This is a genomic window from Desulfosporomusa polytropa (genome assembly GCF_055380075.1).
Genome location: NZ_AP042400.1, coordinates 2,371,074 through 2,395,596, shown reverse-complemented (window position 1 = coordinate 2,395,596; position 24,523 = coordinate 2,371,074). Strand labels below are relative to the sequence as shown.

The 24,523-nt window shown below is 43.7% G+C and carries 23 protein-coding genes; 22 read left to right on the top strand and 1 reads right to left on the bottom strand.

Annotation, left to right across the window (positions count from 1 at the left end; translation table 11 throughout):
- Positions 1–12: 12 nt before the first annotated feature.
- The 11 genes from hisG to ACZ449_RS13100 all read left to right on the top strand — a co-directional run bounded on the left by hisG (position 13) and on the right by ACZ449_RS13100 (position 9,775).
- A complete protein-coding gene (gene hisG / locus ACZ449_RS13150) occupies positions 13–678 on the top strand; it encodes an ATP phosphoribosyltransferase (RefSeq protein ID WP_464261443.1) in 666 nt (221 codons plus the stop codon).
- Positions 675–2,015, top strand: coding sequence for a histidinol dehydrogenase (hisD, locus tag ACZ449_RS13145; protein ID WP_464261442.1), 1,341 nt, complete (start codon positions 675–677; stop codon positions 2,013–2,015). Before hisG ends, hisD begins: the two co-directional genes overlap by 4 nt.
- Before the next feature lies 1 nt (position 2,016).
- Positions 2,017–3,060, top strand: a complete 1,044-nt coding sequence (gene hisC, locus ACZ449_RS13140; protein WP_464261441.1) for a histidinol-phosphate transaminase — start codon at positions 2,017–2,019, stop codon at positions 3,058–3,060.
- Positions 3,057–3,644 (top strand): imidazoleglycerol-phosphate dehydratase HisB, encoded by a 588-nt coding sequence (gene hisB / locus ACZ449_RS13135; RefSeq protein ID WP_464261440.1) that lies wholly within the window; start codon positions 3,057–3,059, stop codon positions 3,642–3,644. The genes hisC and hisB overlap by 4 nt, the downstream gene beginning before the upstream one ends.
- A gap of 24 nt (positions 3,645–3,668) precedes the next feature.
- Positions 3,669–4,304: an imidazole glycerol phosphate synthase subunit HisH gene (gene hisH / locus ACZ449_RS13130; RefSeq protein ID WP_464261439.1), complete on the top strand. Its 636-nt coding sequence runs from the start codon at positions 3,669–3,671 to the stop codon at positions 4,302–4,304.
- Positions 4,305–4,363: 59 nt separating this feature from the next.
- Positions 4,364–5,101 (top strand): 1-(5-phosphoribosyl)-5-[(5-phosphoribosylamino)methylideneamino]imidazole-4-carboxamide isomerase, encoded by a 738-nt coding sequence (hisA, locus tag ACZ449_RS13125; RefSeq protein WP_464261438.1) that lies wholly within the window; start codon positions 4,364–4,366, stop codon positions 5,099–5,101.
- Positions 5,101–5,859 (top strand): imidazole glycerol phosphate synthase subunit HisF, encoded by a 759-nt coding sequence (hisF, locus tag ACZ449_RS13120; RefSeq protein ID WP_464261437.1) that lies wholly within the window; start codon positions 5,101–5,103, stop codon positions 5,857–5,859. The genes hisA and hisF overlap by 1 nt, the downstream gene beginning before the upstream one ends.
- Positions 5,856–6,509, top strand: a complete 654-nt coding sequence (gene hisIE, locus ACZ449_RS13115) for a bifunctional phosphoribosyl-AMP cyclohydrolase/phosphoribosyl-ATP diphosphatase HisIE (RefSeq protein WP_464261436.1) — start codon at positions 5,856–5,858, stop codon at positions 6,507–6,509. The genes hisF and hisIE overlap by 4 nt, the downstream gene beginning before the upstream one ends.
- A 369-nt stretch (positions 6,510–6,878) precedes the next feature.
- Positions 6,879–8,204: an acetyl-CoA carboxylase biotin carboxylase subunit gene (accC, locus tag ACZ449_RS13110; RefSeq protein ID WP_464261435.1), complete on the top strand. Its 1,326-nt coding sequence runs from the start codon at positions 6,879–6,881 to the stop codon at positions 8,202–8,204.
- 190 nt (positions 8,205–8,394) lie between these two features.
- Positions 8,395–9,123 carry a GntR family transcriptional regulator gene (locus tag ACZ449_RS13105; protein WP_464261434.1) on the top strand — a complete coding sequence of 243 codons (729 nt, stop codon included), beginning with the start codon at positions 8,395–8,397 and terminating at the stop codon, positions 9,121–9,123.
- Positions 9,124–9,127: 4 nt separating this feature from the next.
- Entirely contained in the window at positions 9,128–9,775 is a 648-nt protein-coding gene (locus ACZ449_RS13100; RefSeq protein ID WP_464261433.1) for a cobalamin B12-binding domain-containing protein, read from the top strand.
- Between the two features lie 152 nt (positions 9,776–9,927).
- Here ACZ449_RS13100 and ACZ449_RS13095 read toward each other — a convergent pair whose 3' ends face one another.
- Positions 9,928–10,827: a LysR family transcriptional regulator gene (locus ACZ449_RS13095; protein ID WP_464261432.1), complete on the bottom strand. Its 900-nt coding sequence runs from the start codon at positions 10,825–10,827 to the stop codon at positions 9,928–9,930.
- A gap of 179 nt (positions 10,828–11,006) precedes the next feature.
- On the opposite strand from ACZ449_RS13095, the gene ACZ449_RS13090 reads away from it, so the two are divergent.
- The 11 genes from ACZ449_RS13090 to ACZ449_RS13040 all read left to right on the top strand — a co-directional run bounded on the left by ACZ449_RS13090 (position 11,007) and on the right by ACZ449_RS13040 (position 24,510).
- Positions 11,007–12,116: a uroporphyrinogen decarboxylase family protein gene (locus ACZ449_RS13090; RefSeq protein ID WP_464261431.1), complete on the top strand. Its 1,110-nt coding sequence runs from the start codon at positions 11,007–11,009 to the stop codon at positions 12,114–12,116.
- Positions 12,117–12,451: 335 nt separating this feature from the next.
- Positions 12,452–13,180: a GntR family transcriptional regulator gene (locus tag ACZ449_RS13085; RefSeq protein ID WP_464261430.1), complete on the top strand. Its 729-nt coding sequence runs from the start codon at positions 12,452–12,454 to the stop codon at positions 13,178–13,180.
- Between the two features lie 4 nt (positions 13,181–13,184).
- Positions 13,185–13,841, top strand: a complete 657-nt coding sequence (locus ACZ449_RS13080; protein WP_464261429.1) for a cobalamin B12-binding domain-containing protein — start codon at positions 13,185–13,187, stop codon at positions 13,839–13,841.
- Positions 13,842–13,854: 13 nt separating this feature from the next.
- Complete coding sequence (locus ACZ449_RS13075) at positions 13,855–14,571, top strand: DUF1638 domain-containing protein (RefSeq protein WP_464261428.1); 717 nt, start codon at positions 13,855–13,857, stop codon at positions 14,569–14,571.
- A gap of 461 nt (positions 14,572–15,032) precedes the next feature.
- Positions 15,033–17,012, top strand: coding sequence for a methyl-accepting chemotaxis protein (locus tag ACZ449_RS13070; protein WP_464261427.1), 1,980 nt, complete (start codon positions 15,033–15,035; stop codon positions 17,010–17,012).
- A 99-nt stretch (positions 17,013–17,111) separates the two neighbouring features.
- A complete protein-coding gene (locus ACZ449_RS13065; protein ID WP_464261426.1) occupies positions 17,112–18,536 on the top strand; it encodes a sigma-54 interaction domain-containing protein in 1,425 nt (474 codons plus the stop codon).
- A gap of 276 nt (positions 18,537–18,812) precedes the next feature.
- Positions 18,813–20,387 carry an acyl CoA:acetate/3-ketoacid CoA transferase gene (locus ACZ449_RS13060; protein WP_464261425.1) on the top strand — a complete coding sequence of 525 codons (1,575 nt, stop codon included), beginning with the start codon at positions 18,813–18,815 and terminating at the stop codon, positions 20,385–20,387.
- A 6-nt stretch (positions 20,388–20,393) separates the two neighbouring features.
- Positions 20,394–21,536 carry an acyl-CoA dehydrogenase family protein gene (locus ACZ449_RS13055; protein WP_464261424.1) on the top strand — a complete coding sequence of 381 codons (1,143 nt, stop codon included), beginning with the start codon at positions 20,394–20,396 and terminating at the stop codon, positions 21,534–21,536.
- A 31-nt stretch (positions 21,537–21,567) separates the two neighbouring features.
- Entirely contained in the window at positions 21,568–22,707 is a 1,140-nt protein-coding gene (locus tag ACZ449_RS13050; RefSeq protein WP_464261423.1) for an acyl-CoA dehydrogenase family protein, read from the top strand.
- A 72-nt stretch (positions 22,708–22,779) separates the two neighbouring features.
- Positions 22,780–23,556 (top strand): electron transfer flavoprotein subunit beta/FixA family protein, encoded by a 777-nt coding sequence (locus ACZ449_RS13045; RefSeq protein ID WP_464261422.1) that lies wholly within the window; start codon positions 22,780–22,782, stop codon positions 23,554–23,556.
- Between the two features lie 21 nt (positions 23,557–23,577).
- Positions 23,578–24,510 carry an electron transfer flavoprotein subunit alpha/FixB family protein gene (locus tag ACZ449_RS13040; RefSeq protein WP_464261421.1) on the top strand — a complete coding sequence of 311 codons (933 nt, stop codon included), beginning with the start codon at positions 23,578–23,580 and terminating at the stop codon, positions 24,508–24,510.
- Positions 24,511–24,523 lie beyond the last annotated feature (13 nt).

The following is a 24,523-nucleotide window of genomic DNA, read 5'->3' as shown; positions in this document are numbered from 1 at the left end:
CAGGAGGCTGACATGACCTCAAATGATATGGATTATTTAACAATAGCCTTGCCTAAAGGCAAGCTCTTTGATCTTTCGGTGAATATGCTGGCCAAAATCGGTTATACGGCTGAAGGACTCAGCGAGAATTCGCGTAAATTGGTTATTGCCAATGAGAAGGAAAAGATCCGGTTTATTATTACCAAGACTGCTGATTTGCCTACTTATGTAGAATATGGTGCGGCTGATATTGGGATAATTGGTAAGGATGTACTTTTAGAAGAGAACAAAGATATCTATGAGCTACTTGATTTAAAATTCGGTTTATGCCGGTTGATGGTTGCTGTTCCCCAGGCATTGAAACAGGAGAAGATGAGTGACTATGCTCATATGCGGGTGGCTACAAAGTATCCCCGGGTTGCGGAAAGTTTTTTTCATAGTGTCGGTATTCAGATGGAGATCATTAAGCTCAATGGTTCTATTGAGCTTGCGCCCATGGTAGGTTTGGCTGAGATCATTGTTGACATTGTGGAAACCGGCCGCACTCTTAAGGAAAATAACCTTGTTGAAATCGCGCAAATTCATCCGGCAACAGCTCGATTTATTGCTAACCGGGTAAGCTTTAAGATGAAGTTTGACAGGATAAATAAAATGGTAGAAGGGTTAAAAGCACTGGTGGAAAGTGAGGGCAAAGTATGAAAAGGATTCACAGCAGTTTTTTAAGCAAAGAAGAAATGATCGAATTAATGGAAAAACCCGCTTTTGATAAAGTGATATTAGGCGCGGGCGGACGTGCTAAAGTAAAAGAAACGTTTGGCGAAGACCTGTCAGCCCAGCAGGTAGTGGAACGTATTGTTGAAGATGTACGGCGTCAGGGGAATGAAGCCGTACTAAAATATACGAAGTCAATTGATGGTGCTGAATTTACCGCCGATACGCTGGAAGTGACACCAGACGAGATCGAAAGCGCGATTGCTGGGGCTGACAAGGAAGTACTTGAGGCACTCGAAGCTGCTGTGGCTAATGTTCGACGGTTTCATAGTGAACAATTGCCTAAATCCTGGTTTACTGAGCGGGAACAGGGTGCGATTTTGGGGCAGAAATGTACGCCGCTTGATCGGGTAGGTATTTATGTTCCAGGCGGTACAGCTGCCTATCCGTCATCGGTGATTATGAATGCTGTTCCGGCGGCAGTGGCCGGAGTAAAAGAGATTATTATGGTTGTACCGCCTAGCCGGGAGGGAAAGGTAAACCCCTATGTATTGGCTGCAGCAAAACTAGCCGGCGTCACAAGAATCTTCAAGGTAGGCGGCGCTCAGGCAGTGGCGGCATTGGCGTTTGGAACAGAAACCATTCCTAGGGTAGATAAGATTACCGGCCCTGGTAATATTTTTGTTACATTGGCCAAAAAGGCCGTTTATGGGCATGTTGATATTGATATGCTGGCAGGACCCAGCGAAATTCTTATAGTGGCAGATAGTACGGCTGATCCCCAATATGTGGCTGCCGACATGCTGAGTCAGGCTGAACATGATGTGTTGGCCTCAAGTATTTTGATTACTGACAGTACCGAGTTGTCGATAAAAGTAGAAAAAGAAGTGGCAAAACAACTGGCAGTGCTATCGCGTAAGGACATTGCTGCCCAATCGATTGAGGATAATGGCTTGATTATTATTACCAAAGATATTTTAGAGGCGGTTGAGCTGGCTAATCTTTCGGCTCCGGAGCATTTGGAACTATTAACTGCCGAACCGTTCAAGCTGCTTCCGTATGTACGACATGCAGGTGCTATATTTATGGGACAATATTCACCAGAGCCACTTGGCGATTATTTTGCCGGTCCCAACCATGTATTGCCGACTGGTGGTACAGCCCGTTTTTACTCGGTGCTCAATGTGGAAACTTTTATGAAAAAAACCAGCATTATTGCCTATACCCAGGAAGCCTTGGCAGCTGTCAGCGGCCAGATTATCAAGCTGGCCGAAGCCGAAGGGCTGACGGCACACGCTAATGCTGTAAGATTGAGGGGGAATTAGGATGTTTGCACCTCGCAGCGGGTTAGAAGCCTTAAAACCATATTCTGTGGAAGAAATTCAGTGGCCGATTAGGCTTGATGCCAATGAGAATCCGAACGATATGCCGCAAGCTATTAAAACCAAGGTCATTGAAAAACTAACAACATTACCATTTAATAGATATCCTGAGATGAGTGCCCAGTCTTTAAAAACAACTATCGCCGCCGGTTTTGGCGTAACAATGGCTAATGTGCTTATCGGCAATGGTTCCAGTGAAATTTTGGAGGCATTATGTTATGCCTTTGGTGGTGCTGGTCGCAGTATTGTGTATCCCAGTCCCTCGTTTTCGATGTATGGCATTTATGCTAAGCTAGCAGACAGCCAACCTGTGCCTGTGGCGCTCAATGTGGATTACACACTAGATGCAGATAAATTGCTGGCAACGGCAAAGGAAGTAGCGGCCAGTGTGATTTTATTGTGTAATCCCAACAACCCGACCGGGATAGTGCTGCCACCTGAACAGATTGAATATATTGTCGCTAATACCAAGAGTCTGGTAGTTGTTGATGAAGCATATCATGAGTTTTACGGAAAATCGTCGGTGAATTTGTTGGGCAAATATCCGAATCTGGCCATTGCCCGTACCTTTTCTAAAGCCTATGGTTTGGCAGCTGCCCGGGTAGGTTATCTCTTAGCCAGTGAAGATACTGCCCAAACCATTGGCAAAGTATTGTTACCTTACGATGTAAATGCCTTAACGCTGGCAACAGCTGAGATCGTATATAATATGCGTCAGGAATTTGCTGCCAGTTTGGCTGAAAATAGCCGTGAGCGAGAGCGCATGACAGCCGCGTTTAGTGCGATCGCCGGCGTGACTGTATACCCGTCTCAAACCAATTTTCTGCTAGTTAAGAGCGATAACGTGGCAGGCATGGTGGCCTGCCTGAGCGCCCGCGGTATTGGCATTCGTGATTTTAGTACCGTTCCAGGACTTACTAACTGTATCCGGATTGGTGTGGGAACACCTGATGAAAATACGGCTGTATTGGAGGCTGTTACAGCATGAGCCGTACTGCCAGCTTGGAACGGATTACTGGAGAAACAGCCATAAAAGTATCCTTACATCTTGACGGCAGCGGCCAGTCGCAGATTGCCACAGGCATAGGTTTTTTTGACCATATGCTGATTTTACTCAGCAAACACGGATTGTTTGATTTGACGGTAACAGCCAATGGCGATATCTATGTAGACGGACACCACACGGTGGAAGATACCGGCATTGTCCTGGGACAGGCCTTGGCCCAAGCCCTGGGCGACAAATCTGGAATCAAGCGTTATGGTACAGCCTTTGTACCTATGGACGAAGCGCTGGCCATGGTGTCACTCGATATCAGCGGACGTCCTTTTCTAGTTTTTGATGCGGCCTTGCCAAGTGAGCAAGTCGGCCAGTTTGACAGTGAGCTAACTGAAGAATTTTTGCGGGCGCTTAGTGTTCACGCTGGACTTACGCTACATGTGCGGCTGCTGTCAGGCAAGAATACCCATCATATTATTGAAGCCATCTTTAAGGCGTTGGGTCGAGCACTAGATGAAGCTACACGGCAAGACGATAGGATTAAGGGTGTAATGTCAACTAAAGGAATGTTGTAAGCTTAGAATAAAGGAGGCGCAACGATGGCGCTTGAAACTTTAGCAATTATTGATTATGGTATGGGCAATCTGCACAGTGTGTCTAAGGCCCTAGCTAAGTTAAATGCCGAAAACGGCGGTCAATATGATATTGTTGTTACCAGCGACCCGGCAGTCATCGGCAGTGCCGCTAAGGTAGTACTGCCCGGGGTAGGGGCCTTTGGCGATTGCATGACTAATCTGAGCAGCTATGGACTTGTTGATATTATTAAAGAAGTGGCCAAACGGGGCACACCCTTTTTTGGTATTTGCCTTGGACTACAACTGCTATTTGATGGTAGCGAAGAAGACCCTGGTGTACCTGGACTGGGAATTTTGCCGGGTATGGTACGGAGAATTATTGCTCCAGAGCTTAAAATTCCTCATATGGGCTGGAACAGTCTGGAGTTTAGGACGCCAAGTCTGTTATTTACTGAACTACCAGCAACTCCTTATGTTTATTTTGTTCATAGCTATCATGCTGTGCCGGAGAAGCAAGAAATCATTACCGCTGTGACCGAGTATGGCAGTGCTGTTACGGCTGCTGTAGGCTGTGATAATGTGCAGGCCGTACAGTTTCACCCCGAAAAATCAAGCGCAACAGGGTTAGCTATCTTAGCTAATTTTTTAAAGTGTGTTTAGAAACACACTACCTTAATATGTGAGACTGGTCCCAAATGTTACTCTGAGGAGTTGAGATTATGATTATCTATCCGGCAATCGACATACGTGGCGGACGTTGTGTTCGTCTTACTGAAGGACGTTTTGATAAGGAAACCGTGTTTGCGGATAATCCGGCTGACATGGCCCGCAAGTGGGCAGCTGCTGGGGCGGAATACCTGCATGTCGTTGATTTAGATGGAGCATTGGCCGGCAAGTCGGTCAATCTTGCAGTAGTAAGCAACATCGTGAAGGCAGCTAATATTCCAGTACAGCTGGGTGGTGGTATTCGTACGCTGGCAAATATTGAACAAGTACTTCAAGCCGGTGTTAGCCGGGTGATATTGGGTTCTGTTGCTGTCCGTAGCCCCGAACTGGTGCGAGAGGCCTGCCGCCAGTTCGGTAGCCAAATTGTTGTGGGTATCGATGCTCGCGATGGTCAGGCGGCTGTAGACGGCTGGGAGGTATCAGGCGGAGTAGGAGCAGAGGAATTAGCCAAGAAGATGGCTGAGGCTGGCGTGGCTCGCATTATTTATACTGATATATCGCGGGATGGCACGCTTCAGGGCGTCAACGTGGCGGCCACTGCCTCGTTGGCTAAGGCAGCAGGTATTCCGGTTATCGCGTCCGGCGGTGTGAAAAGTCTTGAAGATATTACGGCCCTCAAAGCAGCCAACGCTGAGGGCGGTATTGAAGGTGTTATTGTTGGCAAAGCCATCTACACCGGTGCCGTCGATGTGGCGGCAGCCATTCGGCTGGCTAAGGAGGGCGTAGCTTAATGTATACCAAACGAATTATTCCCTGCCTGGATGTCAAAGAGGGGCGGGTGGTAAAAGGCACAAATTTCGTTGGTTTACGCGATGCTGGCGATCCGGTGGAGCTAGCCAAGGTGTATGATGGTAAACTAGCCGACGAACTGGTTTTCCTAGATATCACAGCTTCGTCTGATGAGCGAAAGACAATGGTAGATGTTGTGCAGCAGGTAGCCGCCGAGGTGTTTATTCCGTTTACTGTGGGCGGTGGTATCCGCACGGTAGCGGATATTAGAACAATGCTTAAAGCTGGGGCTGATAAGGTTTCCCTTAATACGGCAGCCGTAAAAAATCCTGAACTTTTGGTTGAAGGCGCTAAACGCTTTGGCCGCCAGTGTATTGTGCTGGCCGTCGATGCGCGCAATTCCGGACAGGATACCTGGGAAGTATATATTAATGGCGGACGGACACCGACAGGCATTGATGTGTTAGAATGGGTCAAGCGTGCAACCGCAATGGGTGCTGGAGAAATTCTCCTAACAAGTATGGATAAAGATGGTACCAAAGATGGCTACGATATTCCCCTTACCAGGGCCGTATCGGAAGCTGTCAATGTACCAGTTATTGCGTCAGGTGGTGCGGGCGAGATGGAACACTTCTATGACGTATTAACGGCAGGTAAGGCTGATGCAGTACTAGCAGCGTCAGTGTTTCATTATGGTCAGTTCACCGTAGGTCAGGTTAAAGAATATCTTAAATCCCGAGGGGTAGAGGTGAGAGTATGAATATAGATACCATAAAATATGATGCTAACGGCTTAGTGCCAGCCATCATTCAAGACGAAGCTTCCGGAACTGTGCTTATGTTAGCCTATATGAATGCTGAATCGTTGAGTAAAACACTGGAAACAGGGGTAACTTGGTTTTACAGCCGCAGCCGTCAGGCGCTCTGGCAGAAAGGCGAAACCTCTGGTCATGTGCAGGCTGTTAAGGAAATGTACTATGACTGTGATGCGGACACCATTTTAGTTAAAGTAAGCCAAACTGGTGCAGCTTGCCATGAAGGAACTTTTACTTGTTTTAGTCGCAGGTTGGATACTGATAACGAGCAGACTGAAAAACTATTTGATCCTGATAAGGTATATAAAGAGCCGTTGGCTGGCGTATTATATGAGCTTTACAATGTCATCAATGATCGTAAGCATAATCCTAAAGAGGGTTCGTATACCAATTACCTGTTTGAAAAGGGTCAGGATAAGATTTTGAAAAAGGTTGGTGAAGAAGCCGCCGAAACCATTATTGCGTCTAAGAATAACAACAAAGACGAGATCCTGTATGAGATGGCTGATCTTTGGTATCACTGCTTAGTACTGTTGGCCAATCATACTATTACGCCAAGTGAGTTGTTTGAGGAACTGAAAAAACGCAGGAAGTGAACTCGTTTCAGCAGAGCTAAAACATCGGGGGTTCAGGTGGAGAGTCTACTCCACCTGAACTGACGCCGCCTGTAGAGGCGGGAGTTTTGACACAGCGATTAAGATAAAATAGCTTTCCTGAATTTAATAGTGAAAGAGGCATTGAAACCTGTGTAAGTGCAGGTTTCAATGCCTCTTTTTATACCAACTACTAGAAGCTATTTCCATTAACTCGTGTTTGACAGTTAAACTATAATGTATACATTTTTTTACCCATTGTGTAAAGAAACACATTGCTTTATAATGTACGTTAGTGGATATCAAGTCCAGGACCACAAGGTTTTTAAGTAAGAGCTTGATCAACTACTATATGCAAATGGAGGTCTTCCAATGTTTAAACGTTTACTCATTGCCAACCGCGGGGAAATAGCGGTACGTATCATGCGGGCCTGCCATGAGCTGGGAATTGAAACAGTTGCTGTGTATTCTGAAGTAGATGCGGACGCGCTGCATGTTCAATTGGCAGATTATGCCTATTTGATCGGCCCGGCTGACGCCACCGAAAGTTATCTAAACATAGATGCTATTATTACTGCAGCAAAAGCATCGCAATCCGATGCTATCCATCCTGGCTATGGCTTTTTATCAGAGAACGCCGATTTTGCCGAAAAAGTAACGAGTGCTGGTTTTGTTTTCGTTGGTCCCCGCGCCGAAACTATCTCTAAAGTAGGCAATAAAGATGCGGCTCGCGAAGCCATGAAACAAGCGGGCTTACCTATGGCGATTGGCAGTGAACCTGTACGCGATGTAACCGAAGCTTGTCATATTGCCGAAGAAATTGGCTATCCGGTAATCCTGAAACCGGTATCCGGCGGCGGTGGTAAAAGCATGTTTGTTGCCAATAATCCATCTGAACTATTAAGTGCCGTAAATAAAGTGGATCTTACGACTACCGTTTTTTATTTAGAAAAATATATTGCCGATGCCCGGCATATTGAAGTGCAAATTGTCGCTGATAATTATGGGCATGTCATCCATTTAGGGGAACGTGAATGTTCTTTGCAGCGGCGTAATCAAAAAATTTTGGAAGAAGCACCGTCAAGTGCTCTTTCATCGGAAATGCGTCAAAAAGTTGGCGCCTTAGCTATTCGTGCTGCTAAAAGTGTCCACTATACCAATGTAGGAACAGTAGAATTTCTTATGGACAAAAATACCGGCGAATTTTATTTTATGGAAATCAATCCGCGTATTCAGGTAGAACATGCCATCACCGAAATGATTACAGGTATTGATTTAGTGAGAAAGCAGCTGCGTATTGCCTCAGGCGAACCACTCAATGTCAAGCAAGATGACGTAACCTTTAGTGGGCACGCAATCGAATGCCGCATTAATGCCGAAGATCCGGCACAAAACTTTTTGCCTTCGCCAGGGCAAATTACTTTCTATTATCAGCCAGGCGGTCCCAAAGTGCGCGTGGATAGCGGCGTTTGTGCTGGTTCTATGGTGGAGCCTTACTATGATTCTTTGATTGCTAAAGTAATTGTACGAGGGCGCACCCGTGGTGAAGCCATCAAGATCATGCAATGTGCTCTGAGTGAATTCCGGATCAGTGGTATTAAAACCACCATTGATTTTCATCTAAAAGTACTCAAAGATCCGTATTTCTGTAGCGGGGATATTGATACCCAATTCATTTATAAACGTATGATTTCATAAATACTCTTCGATAATGCAAAGCCTTCCAAGCAAGTGCCTGGAAGGCTTTATTGTTCTGAAGCAAGCAATGGGGAAAAGTAAGGGTTAAGTAAAAAAATTGACACAATTATTGACTTTCGTGTAAACTGTATATAGATATATAGATTTAATAAGTAGATAGGCTTAACTGCTTCCGAAGGAAGGTTATTATATGAGAAGTCGTGAGAATCTAATACCAGTTTATTATCGTTTAGCTGACGACATAAAACAGCAAATCGAATCAGGTGCGTTAAAAGACGGGGAATTGATTCCGACAGAAGCACAGCTCTGCGAGCAGTACGCCATAAGCCGTATGACTGTACGGCAAGGTATTGCTCTGTTGGCAGAAGCTGGTCTAATTGATACAGTCAAAGGAAAAGGTAGTTTTGTTACCCGTCCCCGCCTAAATCAGTTAGTTATTGATCTAAAGAATAGTGGTGTTAACAAAGACCAGCTACGGTATAAGCTCATAAGCGTCAACTTAATTCGTAACAACCTGGAATTAACCCAGGAATTGGGTTTCACTGGGGAGTCTAACGTTATTACTGTAAAGCGCGTATTGTTCAAAAAGGATTTACCTGTGGCTATTGAAGAAAAATTTCTGCGATACCAAAAAGGAAAACCGCTATTGGAAACACAGCTGGAATATGCGGATTTCCCTGAATTGGTTGCTAAACATCAGGATAGTGTTCCTGTACGCAATGATATGGTAATATCGGTGGCGGCTTTGTCTTCTGAGCAGGCTAAATTGTTAGAAGCGGACGAGGTACTTCCGGCACTGGTAGTAAAACAAGTTATTTATTCTAAGGAGAACAAACCACTGGGAGTATCCATTATGGTTTGTCACAAAGACCGATTTGAATTAAAGGCTACCTCATACCCACTTTCAGGAAGGTTGTGAGATTATGCTAAAAATCCAAAAAATGTTAGTTGGTGCTATGGCCAGACTAGATGAAACCATGGTGATGAATCTAGTTAAACAAGGTCTCCAGATGGGGATTAATCCTTATGTTCTGCTAGAAGAAATTAGACTAGGAACTGACCGGGTAGGCGAGCTTTACAGTAAAGGTGAGTATTTTTTATCAGATCTAATTATGGCTTCTGAAATTTTTAAAGATGTGTTAACCTTGGTAAATCAAGATAGAGTGTTTACAGCCATAGCTTCCTATCCTACTGTTGTTTTTGGCACGGTGGAAAATGATATTCACGACATTGGCAAAAATATCACAACAGGTATTATGAGTTATAATGGTTTTGACATTTGTGATTTAGGGGTTGATGTACCTGGAGAAAAATTTGTTGAAGCTGTCGAATTGCATAATAGCCGGGTTGTTTGTTTAACCGGACTAATTACCGAAGCATTTGATTCTATGAAAAATACAATTGCGTTATTGGAAAAAACTGGGCATCGAGCACAGACTACTGTAATCATTGGCGGCTTGGTCAATGAAAGTGTAAGAATTTATACAGGGGCCGATTACTGGACAACCGACTGTAATAAAGTTAATGAATTATGCCGAAATATCCTAATGACTAATAGGAAAATTGTTTAATCTAGATGAGCAAGTGGTCAAGGGAGGCCAGCGATACTAATGTGTCGAACGCCTACGTGTGAGATAACTATGGCACACTTTGCTTGTCGCAATTTTGAAGGAGGCCTAATAAGCTTATTGCTAGCTTATTAGACCTCCTTTTTATAATTAGCTTATTTGCAGATGCTTACATTTTCAAGTACCTTCAAAAAAAGTGCGACGGCTGGGTTGTGATGACTTTTTTTCCAGGCAGCGATAATATTGCTATAAGCATCTTCACCTTGCATGTCAACAATTGAAACGCTAGGAGGAATAGCGCGGAGTAAAGCCGGATCTTTTGACATAAATGAAACACCTAGACCTGCTTCGACCATCCAATGCACGCTTTCCATGCGGGTTGTTTTATTGGGTATATCTGGAGTAAAACCTCTTTTTTTACAAAAATCTATAAACCATTCGAAGGCCTGCTTGCATTCTGTTTCATAAAGTAAAATAAAAGGGTCTTGGGCTAACAGCGAAATATCAATTGCAGTTTCACCAGCGTAAGGGTGATCACTTGGCAAGAGAAAGCATAAGGGGCTGCGGTGAATCAATCGCTGCATAAATTGACTATCCGGCAAGTCATTTCCCAACATGATAATAAAGCCAAGATCTACTTCTTCCCGGTCTAACTCATCTTTTATCATTTTAAGAGTAAGTACTCGAATATCGATACTGATTTGTGGGTATAGAGCCCTGAATCTTTTTAGAGCATGCGGCAGAAAGGCACTTTCAATTCCAAAACAGCCAATTCTTAGGCTGCCGCGGATACCACGCTGTGCTTGCTGAGTTTTTTCAATGACTTCGCCTACCTTCTCCATAAGACTATTGCCTTCGCGTAATAGTGTCTTTCCTGCTGGTGTTAATTCCAAAGAGCGGTGATTGCGAATAAACAATTCGACGCCCAATTCTTCTTCAAGCTCGGCAATTTGTTTACTTAATGCTGACTGTCCTATATATATTCGTTTAGCTGCTTCAGTAAAACTTAGATATTGTGCAACCATTAAAAAAGAACGTAGATTGCGTATGTCCATGTTAAATCCCCCTGCTTTCAACAAGCTGTCTATAATAATAATAATATAGCTGCCACTAAAATGGTAGTGTTCGACAAATTTTCTATGATTGTTAGGAATAGCTCGCGTAATTATAGGAATTTGACGAAATTATCAATCAGGGATACTATAGACACTATAGATAATGCAGAGGAGTGGGTATGATGAAAACAGCACAACAATTGCTTCAGGAACGTACTGAAAGAATAAGAAAAACGATTGCCTTTGAGGAAACGGATCGTACGCCGGTTATAGTCGCAGGAGATGCTGTTTTTGCAAGGCATGTAGGCATGAAGTTGTCAGAATTTGTATCAAATATGAAAGCTTCCCATCAAGCAATTTTATCATCATTTAAAGATTTAGGCGATGTTGATGGAACAGGCAGTACCTATGCGACCGCCACAATTTTTCCGTTAATTTTTTATTCGAAAGTCAAATTACCTGGACGTGATCTTCCTGATGATACTCCGTGGCAGCTTGACGAACAAGAATTGATGACAGTGGAAGACTATGATACCATTTTGAATAAAGGCTGGAAAGCTTTTAGCGATGATTATTTGAAAAATCGAGTGGGCTTTGATCTTGATGCGATCCGTGAACAATTGAAGGATGTCCCGCAATTTATTAAAGATTTTGAAGATGCCGGCATTATGGTATATTCCCCCAAAGCATCCTCTACAGTTAATGAATTTTTGGGCGGTGGGCGATCATTCCCCAAATTCATGAGAGATATGTTTAAAATGCCGGACAAGGTTGAGGCTGTTTTAGACGTTATTCTTGAAGAAAATCTAGCAGAATTACGTCAGCAAATACGAGCCATTAAACCTATGGTTGTCTTTATGTCACCAGCAAGGGGAGCTAGTGAATTCTATTCTCCGAAGATCTGGCAGCGCTTTGTTTGGAAGTATCTAAAGGCAGCTGCTGAGGCAATTATTGAAGAAGGTGCAATAGCAGACCTTCACATTGACGGTAACTGGGAGCGCGATTTGGAATTTTTCAAAAGCTTACCTAGACAGAAATGCATCTTTGAGTGCGATGGCGCTACCAATATCTATAAGATAAGAGAGGTTCTTGGCGACCACATGTGTATTAAAGGGGATGTTCCTGCTGCTATGTTAGCGCTTGGTACTCCTGACGATGTGTATAACTATTCCACAAAATTAATTAAGGACATGGGAAAAGGATTTATTCTTGCTTCTGGTTGTACTATACCGCCAAATGCTAAATTTGAAAATGTTAAGGCTATGGTTGCCGCCGCTTCCGGTAAGTAGTATCATTGTTAAACCCAATCGTATTCTTATATCAAGTGTATTGTTCATAGGTAATAATGGTATCCCAAAAAAACACCTCAATGTCTGGTAAAGATATTACTGAAGCGTAGACAGAAAGACCAAAAGAACCAGGAACCGAGTTATATCGTAATCCTGGTTCTTTATATTTGTAATAATGACATTGTTTCAGTTAATGAACGCTCGATTTATAGAAAACTGGACAAGTGCTATAAAAAAGCAGCACGTTTCAATTGACAAAATTAGTAATTTGCATGTAAGATATAGATGTATAGATAAAGAAGGCTGCACTTAAGCACTTCCAAGGGAAGGATGTTATGAGAAATCGCGAAAACCTTATACCTGTTTACTATCGCTTAGCTGAGGATATAAAGCACCAGATTGAGTCTGGTGTCCTAAAAGACGGAAATATTCTTCCAACTGAAGCCCAGTTAGGTGAGCAATATGCTATAAGCCGCATGACTGTTCGGCAAGGTATTGCCCTGCTGGCAGAGGCCGGATTAATTGAAACAGTTAAAGGCAAGGGTAGTTTTGTTACCCGTCTCCGCCTAAATCAGTTGGTTATTGATTTAAAAAATAATGGTACTGGGAAAGAGAAGTTACATTATAAGCTTATAGGTGTCAACTTAATTCGTAACAACCTGGAATTAGCCAGGGAATTGGGTTTTAGCGGGGAAACAAACGTGATTATGGTAAAACGCCTATTGGTTAAAGAAAATTTACCTGTAGCTATTGAGGAAAAATTCCTGCGGTACCAAAAAGGTAAGCCCTTACTGGAAACACAGCTGGAATATGCGGATTTCCCGGAATTGGTTGCTAAACATCAGGACAGTGTACCTGTACGCAATAATATGGCAATATCGGTTTCGGTTTTGTCTGCAGAACAAGCTAAATTGTTAGAAGCGGACGAAATGCTTCCGGCATTGGTAGTAAAACAAGTTATTTACGCTAAAGAAGACATATCTTTAGGAGTTTCCATCATGGTTTGTCATAAAGACAGATTTGAATTGACGGCTACCTCATATCCACTTTCAGGAAGGTTGTGAGATTATGCTAAAAATCCAGAAAATGCTGGTCTGTGCCATGGCCAGACTGGACGAAGTCACGGTGATGAATCTTGTTAAACAAGGTCTTCAGATGGGGATTAATCCGTATGTTCTACTGGAGGAAATTCGGTTAGGGACTGACCGGGTAGGTGAGCTTTACAGTAAAGGGGAATACTTTTTATCAGACCTAATTATGGCGTCTGAAATTTTTAAAGATGTACTTACCCTAGTAAATCAAGATAGAGTAGTTAACGCTATAGCTTCATATCCTACTGTCGTATTTGGTACAGTGGCAGAGGATATTCACGATATTGGCAAAAATATCACAACAGGTATTATGCGCTACAATGGCTTCGATATTTGTGATTTGGGGGTTAACGTTCAAGGAGAAAAATTTATCGAAGCCGTCAAACTACACAATAGTCGGGTTGTGTGTTTAACCGGACTGATTACTGAAGCTTTTGATTCCATGAAAAACACGATTACACATCTGGAAGAAACCGGGCTTCGTTCCCAGACTACGGTAATTATCGGCGGTTTAGTCAATGAAAGTGTAAGAAAATATACAGGAGCTGATTATTGGGCTACTGATTGTACCAAGGTAATCGAATTGTGCCGGAATATCTTTGCACCCAATAAGCGAAGAGTTCAATCGTCGTAAAGGAAGTGGTCAGATGGGGACTGCAATATTAGCATGCCAGACACTCCAAGCAGAACTTACATTAGCAATACAGGAAACCAGGGTAGACTTCCCTATTATATATGTTGAATCCGGTCTGCATAACACACCTGAATTATTGCATAAAAGAATTCAAGAGGAGATCAATCGGATAGACAATGTTGACACAATATTGCTGCTATTTGGGTATTGTGGGAATAGTTTGCTTGGTATTAAGTCAGATAGGTCGAAATTGGTACTTCCAAAGGTCGATGATTGTATTCCGTTACTCTTAGGTTCTTGTGAAGCCAGAAAAAGCATATCCAAAGAGATGGGGACATATTTTTTGACCAAAGGATGGTTGGATTACGAGAAAAACCTGCTTAAAGAATATGAGCGTTGTATTGAACGCTATGGCCAGGCTAGAACCTCAAAGATAATGAAAATTATGTTGGGACATTATAAACGCTTTATGTTGATAGATACAGGCGCTTATCCGGTGGAAAGCGTGCTGGCACAAACGAAGGATATTGCGGAAAGACTCAATCTCTGTCATGACATTACGCCAGGATCGCTGCGCTTATTTCATAAGTTGTTGCAAGGGGAATGGGATGAGGAATTTCTGGTGCTCGAACCAGGCGAGGCCGTTACAATAAGTGATATTTGCGGCAGCAGTGATGCTGCTCAGACCCAGATTGGTCAGGGCGCATCCTTAAAGTTATATGGATGTTAAGTGGCAAGTAAAAGCAAACAACGTCCTGAATCCTTACTAATGGGTTCAGGACGTTGTTTTTCTTAGTAAGGCAAGACTAATTATAAGAAAAATAAAAAAATATTGACAAATAATTTAATTTTAGCTACCATCTATATATAGATGTATATATATAATTTTTAAAAATTACAACCTTCCGCAATGGTGAAGGGCTAATATACTCATCGGGTTGTAACCTGCCGATGAATGATAAACGCGAAAATGTTAATGCGTTTTTTGGAGCGGTAGAGAAATACGATCGATATAATTAATTGCTGATACAGCCAAAGCAGTCCCACATAAATGTGTGACTATTTGCTATGTGTTTACAAAAAACAAGATAAGCCATGATATGGGGCAGGACAAATAGGACTCCCATAATGATGCAAATGTTTTCTGGTTTGTTTGAGAGCGTACAAAAATACAAAATGGTGGGATGCTTGGTGAAAAGTATAAGAGCAAAACTTGCGGTAACAGTAATCACTTTATTTGTGGTTGCGCTTGGTGTGCTGGCTGGACTTAATTATTGGCAATCACAGAAAATGCTAACACAGGATGTTGAAAATGAAATTGCCCTTGTGGCGCAAACCAACGGCGAGGCAGTCGGCATGTGGCTTGCGGAACATAAGACAGAATTGGAGGCAATTTCACGATCGCCGATTATGGCAAGTGGCAACCGTGAGGCCATGGTGTCTTATATTATCTCAGAACTAAACAATAACAAGCTTTACGAAAACATTTTTTGGACTGATGCTCAAGGAAACTATCTTGATACTCACGGTGTAGCCGGAAACTCAACGAACCGACCTTATTTTGCAAGTGCAATTGCGGGGAACACGTTCATCACAGATCCGATACTATCCCCGGTTAGTGGTAAGCTTGTCGTGGTTATTGCTACCCCAATCAAGGCTGAGGGGCGCATTGTTGGGATATTAGCAGGATCGATCAGTATTGATGAAGTAGAAAAACGCATTCTTGGTATAAAAGTGGCCCAAACCGGGTATGCGTATGTTTTGCAGAAAGATGGCACAGTAATCATTCATCCTAATAAAGAACTAGTGGTAAACAAAAGCAATGTTCTTACCAACGATCCGAATGCACCTCTCGCACTAAAAGCAGCTGTTGAGAAGATGATAAATGGTGAAAAGGGGCTTTCCAGTTACAACTATCTGGGTGAAGAAAAGTACTTGGCGTACGCGCCGATTATTGGAACTTCCTGGGCTATTGGAACAAGTGTTCCTGTTGCTGAAGCCAGGGTACAGCTGAGAGCCTTTGCGTGGATTTCAATAATTACCATTGTTACGGTACTTATTGTAGCGAGTTTCGTTATCTTGTTGACAGCAGCTCGTATCGCGAAACCACTGCAAATACTAGAAGAAGTGGCTAGTCGCGTTGCCAGAGGCGATCTAAGCATAACGCACATTGATGTAACTTCACAGGATGAACTGGGCCGTTTGGCACGCGGCTTTGAAACAATGGTCGGTAATTTGCGCAATCTTGTGAGTAAGATCAGCACATCGTCAGAGCAGGTAGCGGCATCCGCCGAGGAAATGACGGCCAGTGCTGACCAGTCAGCTCAAGCCGCGAATCAGGTGGCAAATTCTATTTCCGATGTATCTAAAGGTATGGATGAGCAGTGGACTGTAGCCAATGCTACTTCGGTCGTGGTACGACAAATGTCGGCCAGTATCCAGCAGATTGCCGCGAATGTTAGTGAAGTAGCGGCGCAATCGGCGCAGGCTGCGACTAAGGCCAACGCAGGCAACAACTCTGTCGACAAAGCGGTAAGTCAAATGGCCAGTATTGAACAGACTGTTCTTAGTTCTGCTGGTGTTGTAGCTAATTTGGGCGAACGCTCTAAGGAAATTGGCCAGATTGTAGATACTATCTCTGGTATTGCCGGACAGACCAATCTGCTGGCACTTAATGCTGCCATTGAAGCAGCGCGGGCGGGTGAACAGGGACGAGGTTTTGCCGTCGTGGCCGAGGAAGTCCGGAAATTGGCGGAGCAGTCTCAGGAAGCGGCCAAAAAAATTGCCATATTGATTAGTGAAATTCAAGGTGATACCAACAAAGCTGTAATCGCTATGGACTCCGGAACGCGAGAAGTGAAGCTGGGAGCCGAAGTAGTCAACGCTTCTGGACAGGCTTTTCAGGAAATTACTACGCTGGTAACCCAAGTATCAGGTCAGGTGAGTGAAATATCCTCCGCCATTGAGCAGATGGCTAGTGACAGTGAGCAAATTGTCGGGTCGGTAAAACGGATTGATGATTTGAGTAAAAAGGCATCAGGAGAAGCTCAAACAGTGTCGGCTGCAACCGAAGAACAATCAGCGTCTATGGAAGAAATCGCATCTTCAAGTCAAGTATTGGCAAAACTGGCAATGGAACTCAGGGAAGCGGTTAGTAAGTTCGAGGTTTAAAGGAAAGAAGCCCATTACGATAATAGGCTAAAAGTGCCTTGAATGTGTGAGTGGGGGGGCAGTATTCGGGAGTATACTGGAATTTGAGGTGGCGGTCTAATGCAATGTAAGTCAAAAGCGGTGGAACGAAACTATGAACTTGCTCAGAAGAATTTGCGTCAAATATTTGACAAACTGCCGCATGCAATTTTTGTGACTGACAAAGATGGTAATGTATTGCTTTCTAACTCTACAACGGCGCTGACTTTGGACATGTCTTTGGATCGCTTGCTAAAATCGAATATAAATGACTTGGTGAAAAAAGGTTTTTACAGTAAATCTTTTGCTGCGGAAGCAGCGGAAAAAAAGTGTGTTAGGAGCGGAGTGTTAACAACCAAGCTTGATTTTACACAGTATTCGAGCAGTACACCAATATTAGATGATAATGGAGAAGTAATCTTAGTTGTAACGTATGGTAGACCTCACAATAAGTATGAAACCTGCATTAGTCATGAAGAGAAGGAACAAGTTAGCCGACGCAAACGCGAAATGGAGTATTTAAGAAGTTATGTTCTGGATACTGAAACCATTGTGGCCGAAAATAAGAAAATGAAGCAAGTATTGTTGAAGGCTCATAATGTTGCGCAGGTAGACAGTACGGTGTTATTAACTGGCGAATCCGGAACAGGAAAAGAAATATTAGCTAAATATATACATCGTCACAGCAAAAGATCCGAGGAGGCATTTATTGCAATAAATTGCGCTAATTTACCAGAGCATCTTGTCGAATCAGAATTGTTTGGTTATGAAAGAGGCGCTTTTACTGGAGCAAATACCGATGGAAAAGTAGGATTATTTGAAGCCGCACACCATGGCACATTATTCTTAGATGAAATTGCGGAACTTCCATTTACACTTCAGGCAAAATTGCTAAGAGTACTTGAAACTTGTGAAGTTCGGCGTCTAGGAAGCAATGTCGACCGGAAAATGGATTTTAGACTTATCGCAGCAACGAATAAAAACTTAAAAAAAATGGTCGAGGAAGGCTTATTCCGGAGCGATTTGTATTATCGGCTCAACGTAATACCTATTATGATACCTCCATTGCGAGAAAGGCCGGAAGATATTGTGGTACTAGCTTTGCGGTTTTTAGAAAGCTTTAATAAGAAATACGGTCTGGATGTTGAGTTTGACTCTGAGACATTTGAAGAATTACAAAGTTATAAATGGCCGGGAAATGTACGGGAATTAAAAAGTGTTGTAGAACGGAACGTAATTAGTAGTCTGCAGGATAGCCAAGCAGACAGTTTAGCCTTTGATACACTTGCCCAGGGGAATGAGTATCAGTACAATATTTTCAACCTTTTGGGGTTGAACGGAACCTTACGGGAAGTTTTAAAAACGGTCGAAATTAAATATATCAATCATATACTTAAGGAAAATAGTGGTAAAATCGGAGAAACCGCCCAAAGGTTAGGCATTTACCGGACAGTTCTTTATCGAAAATTAAAAGAATTTCAAAAGCAGAATGATGTGGACAATTGATAATATATAGTAACTGGATGCTCATAAAGAGACATCCAGTTTTTATTATTGATATAGGTAAATTCAAAACCGTCAATGTACCTTTTTAGGTACATTGACGGTTTTGAATTTACTGAAGATTGAATGAAATGGTACATGCAGCAAGTGCAGAATGAAGGAAAAAATGGCTATAGAGCCTGCTATTGCTGATTTTTATGAATTAATAAATTATTGGCACAAAACTTGCTATATATTGGGATGTAGTAACATTTCACATGAAAAAGGAGTGCAACAATTATGTCAAAACTGATAACCGCTGACCAAGCAGCAGCATTGCTAAAAGACAACATGACAGTAGCAACTACCGGCTTTGGTCTTGCTGGCTGGGCGGAAGAAATCGCGGAGTCACTTGAGAAAAGATTTACTGAATCTGGACAACCGAGAAATCTAACTCTTGTACATGCATCTGCCACAGGTGATTGGCATGATCGCGGGACAGTCCGAATCGGCTATGAAGGTTTAATAAAAAGGTGGATTGGTGCTCATATCGGCTCATCGGCGACAATGTCAAAGCTGGTATCGGAAAGCAAAATTGAAGGTTATTGCTTGCCACAAGGAGTTATTGTTCAACTTTATCGCGAAATGGCGGCAAAAAGACCGGGCGTTCTGACAAAGGTAGGTATGGGAACTTTTGTTGATCCGCGTTTGGATGGCGGCAAGATGAACGCTAAGACGAAAGAAGATATTGTTAAATTAGTAGAATTCGATGGTGATCAGTGGCTATACTATAAAACCTTTCCTATTAATGTCGCAATTATTCGGGCAACTACTGCTGATGAAAACGGTAATCTTACTACAGAGAAAGAGTCTGTTATGCTCGAAATGCTGGAGCTGGCACAAGCGGTTAAAAATAACGGCGGCATGGTGATCGCACAGGTTGAATATCTCGCTAAAGCCGGTTCGCTGCATCCACGGAACGTCAAGGTCCCCGGCATTTTAGTGGATCACATTGTTGTGGCAACAGACCAAAAATGTTGCTGGCAGACCGAAGGACTTTATTTCAATCCGGTCTTTTGCGGTGACATTAAGGTACCTTTGGACAGTATCCCGGAACTTCCATTGACTGAACGCAAGATTATTGCCCGGCGTGCTGCCATGGAACTCGTACCTGATGCTGTTGTAAATTTGGGCGTGGGAATTCCCAGTGACATTGCTGCTGTCGGGGCTGAAGAAAAGGTTTCAGAGATGATGACTTTCACAACAGAGGTAGGAGGTATCGGTGGAGTACCGGCTAGTTTGCCACATTTTGGTCAGTCCTACAATGGTGAAGCCGTAATTGGACACGCCAATCAGTTTGACTTCTATGATGGTGGTGGCCTTGATGTAGCATTTTTGGGGCTGGCTCAAGTGGATAAAGTAGGAAATGTAAATGTTAGCAAGTTTAAGGGCCGGGCTATGGGCCCAGGCGGTTTCATTAATGTCAGCCAAGGTTCGAAAAAAGTAGTCTATTGCGGAACTTTTACTGCCGGTGGTCTTAAAATTGTGATCGAAGACGGCAAGGTTGTAATTGCCCAGGAGGGTAAAGGCAAGAAATTCATTAACCAAGTTGAGCAAGTCACATTTAGTGGAGAATACGCCGCCAAGACTAATCAGGCAGTAATATACGTCACCGAACGCGCTGTATTTGTTCTTGAAAACGGACAAGTAACATTAACGGAAATTGCTCCTGGCATTGATTTAGAAAAAGATGTTTTGAATCTGATGGACTTCAAACCAGTAATTTCACCAAATTTAAAGACAATGCCTGAAGAAATTTTTCAGACAAAATGGGGACAACTTCTACAGATTATTGAAGCCAAAACGAAAGGTTGATGAATAATGGTTGATATGTCGCTTACTCCTGAACAGCAAAAAGTGCAACAGTTAGCCCGGGATTTTACGACGAAATATATCATTCCTGTTGATCGCGAATGGGACGAGAAAGGCGAATTCCACGAGTTTATTCTGGAAGAAGTAAAAAAAGCCGGTCTTAACTGCATGGCAGTACCCGAAGAATACGGTGGCCCTGGTTACTCTTCTGTTATTCAGTCGTTAGTTGCGGAAGAATGGGGCTATGGCTGTGCTGCTTTTTCCACAACGCTTGGTGGTAATGGGCTGAGCTCTTATCCAATAGCAATTGCCGGTACAGAGGAACAAAAAAAGTTATATTATGGACGCTTAGTAAACGGAGGTATGGGAGGTTTTGCCCTTACTGAGCCAGGTGCCGGCTCTGATGCCGGTGCTTGCGCTACGACGGCTAAACCCGATGGCGAAGAATGGGTGCTTAATGGTACAAAGTGTTTTGCCACCACCTGCGGCTATGCCAACATAATGGTCATATTTGCTTCGACCGATCCCAGCAAAGGCGTTAAAGGCTTGAGCGCATTCATTGTCGAGTCGGAACGGGAAGGGGTTATTGTGGGTGCCGTTGAGCACAAAATGGGCATCCGCAGCTCTAATACCGTAGAACTGATTTTGAAAAATGTGAGGATTCCGAAGACCCACCTTCTGGGCAAAGAAGGCGAAGGCATGAAAATTGCCATGAAAACGCTGGATATGGCACGGCCAATTGTTGCCTCAGCTGCAGTGGGGATTGCCCGGAGGGCACTTGAGGAAGCAGTCAAATTTGCTAAAGAATATCTTGATGTTAATGGCAAACCCATTGGCAGCCATCAGGCAATTGGTTTTAAATTAGCGGATATGGCTACCCAGGTCGAAGCTGCAAGGCAACTGGTACGAAATGCTCTTCGCCTCAAGGATGCCGGGGTTCCTTATACTAAGGAAGCAGCCATGGCTAAAACGTTTGCTACTGATACTGCTATGCGTGTGACAGCAGATGCTGTTGAAATCATGGGACACTATGGCTATTCCCAGGATGCTATTGTGGAAAAGCTTATGCGTGATGCCAAAGTCACCCAGATATATGAAGGCACCAATCAGGTTCAACGAATTGTTATATCCGGGATTCTGCTTAACTCATAGTTGAGCAGCACAAAGAAGAGGAGGGTAACGCATGAGTTATGCATTAACAGAGGAACAACAACTAATTAAGCAAAATGCCAGGGAATTTGCCATCGAATATGTTGAACCAGTTGCTGCTGAAATCGACCATACCGGAGCACATCCGGCAGATATTGTTAAGAAGATGATTGAGCAAGACTTTTTAGGGATTTTTATGCCCGGCGAGTATGGCGGGGCTGAAGCCGGTTATTTGAGTTATACCTTAATTATTGAGGAATTAGCCCGGGTCAGTGGCGCGGTGGCAGCAGTTCTGATGAACCATGCTTCACTGGCAGCCTATAGCATTAACCGTTGGGGAACATCTGAGCAAAAGACGGCCTATTTATCGGCCTTATGCCAAGGCGAAAAGCTAGGAGCATTTGCTCTCAATGAGCCAGGTGCGGCAATAGGTGCGGGGGAGCACAAAGTAACCGCAGTCAAAGACGGCGACAATTATGTGCTGAGTGGCCGTAAATGCTATGTGGCCAATGGCGGAGCAGCCGGCGTATATATTGTATTTGCCCAGACAAATCCGGAAGAGGGCATAAAAGGCATCAGCGCCTTTATCGTTGATGCCAAGTCAGAAGGCTTATCGGTAGCCAGAACCATTAAGAATATGGGACTTAGGGGCTGCCAGTCTGCCGAACTGATTTTTGATCAGGTAAAAGTGCCGGCAGGTAATTTATTAGGTGCGGAAGGCGCGGGTATGACGATTTCCGCAGAAGCAATGGCTGCTGCCAGTATTGCCGAAGGCGCTATGGTTGTAGGCATTGCCCAGGCAGCTATGGAAGATGCCGTGAAGTATGGCAAGCAGAGAATCCAGTTCCGTCGGCCGATTGCCACTTTTCCTGCCATTCAGACCATGCTGGCCGAAATGGCAGCTAACATCCACATGCTGCGCCTCGCGGTATATGATGCTGCCGCCCTTTTAGAAAATGGTGAGCCGTTTGCTGCTGAGGCAGCCATGATCAAGCTGTTTGCCGGGCGCATTGGGCAAAGTGCGTTGATTGACGTTATCCAGATTGAAGGCGGTTATGGTTACAGCCAGGAAATGGTGGCTTCTCGTCTCTATCGCGATGTCAAAGGCGTTGTAATTAAAAACAGTTCAATTGATTTTCCTGAGAAAATCATTGCCGGGAATCTGTTGGCCTAACAAAATAAAATTACTATGAAGTGAACGGGGAGAGGATGACATTCCTCTCCCAAAGGAAGAAAGGGGTAAACCATGCAAAAGCTTCTTGTCTGTTACAAGTGGGTATTGGACGAACAAGACATTAAAATAGCGGGAGACCTATCTCTCGACACCGGCAGGGCTAAATACAAAATCAGCGATTATGACAAAAATGCGATAGAAGAAGGAACTCTTCTAGCAGAAAAGCATGGTGTCGGCGTTGAAGCCCTCACATTTGGAACTATAGCAGCGAAACAGTCGCTTAAGGATGCTTTATCCAGAGGCCTTGATAAAGTATATTGGATTGGCGACGCGGCAGGCGAACAGGCAGATGCTTTTGTGATTGCCAACGTATTAGCTGCCGCTATAAAAAAAATCGGACAGTATGACTTGATTTTGTGCGGTGAAGGCAGCTCGGATTCTTATAGCCAGCAAACTGCTCCCCGTCTGGCAGCTCTGCTAGGCATCCCGGCCATTACTTTTGTACAAAAACTTGACGTCGCTGACGGCAAAGTAGTTGCAACCCGCAAATTAGGGGATTGCATCGAAGAGATAACTGTGACAGGACCGGCGGTTATCAGTGTTTTACCGGAAATCAACAAACCGCGCATACCTGGATTAAAACAGGTTATGGCTGCCTCAAAAAAGCCATCTGAAGAAGTAAAAATAAGCGACCTTGATTTGGAAGCCGGGGAATTATCCCCGAAGGTACGTGCTCTTACAGTTAAAGGTTATGTCATGGACCGGAAAAAAGTTATCTTCAAAGAGGCTAATCAGGCCGATAATGTTGCTAAGCTAGTTGCCAGCCTTGCCCAAGAGGGCATGTGCTAGAGGAAAGGGGTATTTTTAAACATGCCAGGAATTTGGATTTACTCAGAAGATAGCGCTGTTGCCAAACAACTGTTGACGGCAGGTCAGGAACTTAAGAAAACCATGCAGCAGCCGGTTAATGTAATTACACTTAATGCCGAAGATGTGCAAAGCTTAACCACGGTCGGAGCAGATAAAGTTTTCCTGTTGAAAGGAAATAGTCCTTGGCCTGAAAGCTATGCTGGAGCTATTGCTGAGCTTTTAGGTAAAGAGCAAGCAAGTGTTATGCTGGTAGGCGCTACTATGCGCGGCAAAGATATTGCGGCCAAAGTAGCGGCAATCCTAAAAACCGGTCTTGTTACCGATGCATTAGCTGTTCAATATGCTAATGATGCTATTGAGACTACTCGCTTGATGTATGGCGGTTTGGCTGTGCGTACAGAGGCTTCCGCTCTCCCGGCTCTGGTAACTATCCCGCCCCGGACTTTTGCCGAAACCTCTGCTGCGGCAGTACAGTGTGAGATTATTGCTGTTGAAACAGCAAATGATGATTCAAGGGTTACTATCAGCAATGTGTGCCCGATTGTGCGTGAAGGTGCGGACATCGCGACTGCCAATAAGATCGTTTGTGTTGGCCGTGGACTGGCTAAACAGGAAGATATGAAGATTGTTGAAGAGCTGGCAACCGCCGTGGGCGGGGAAATTGGCTGTACACGCGGTATATCTGAGGATTATCATTGGTTGCCCAATAACCATTATATCGGCATTTCGGGTCAGAAAGTGAAACCTGAACTTTATATTGGTATGGGAATTTCCGGTCAGGTACAACATGTTGTTGGTATTAGGGATTCCAAAATCATTGTTGCTATTGATACCAATGAAAAGGCCCCAATTTTTGAAGCTGCCGATTATGGAATCGTAGGGGATTTGTATGAAGTGGTACCTTTATTGACGGCTGCACTACAGAAAAAATAAGCCGGTAAGAGTT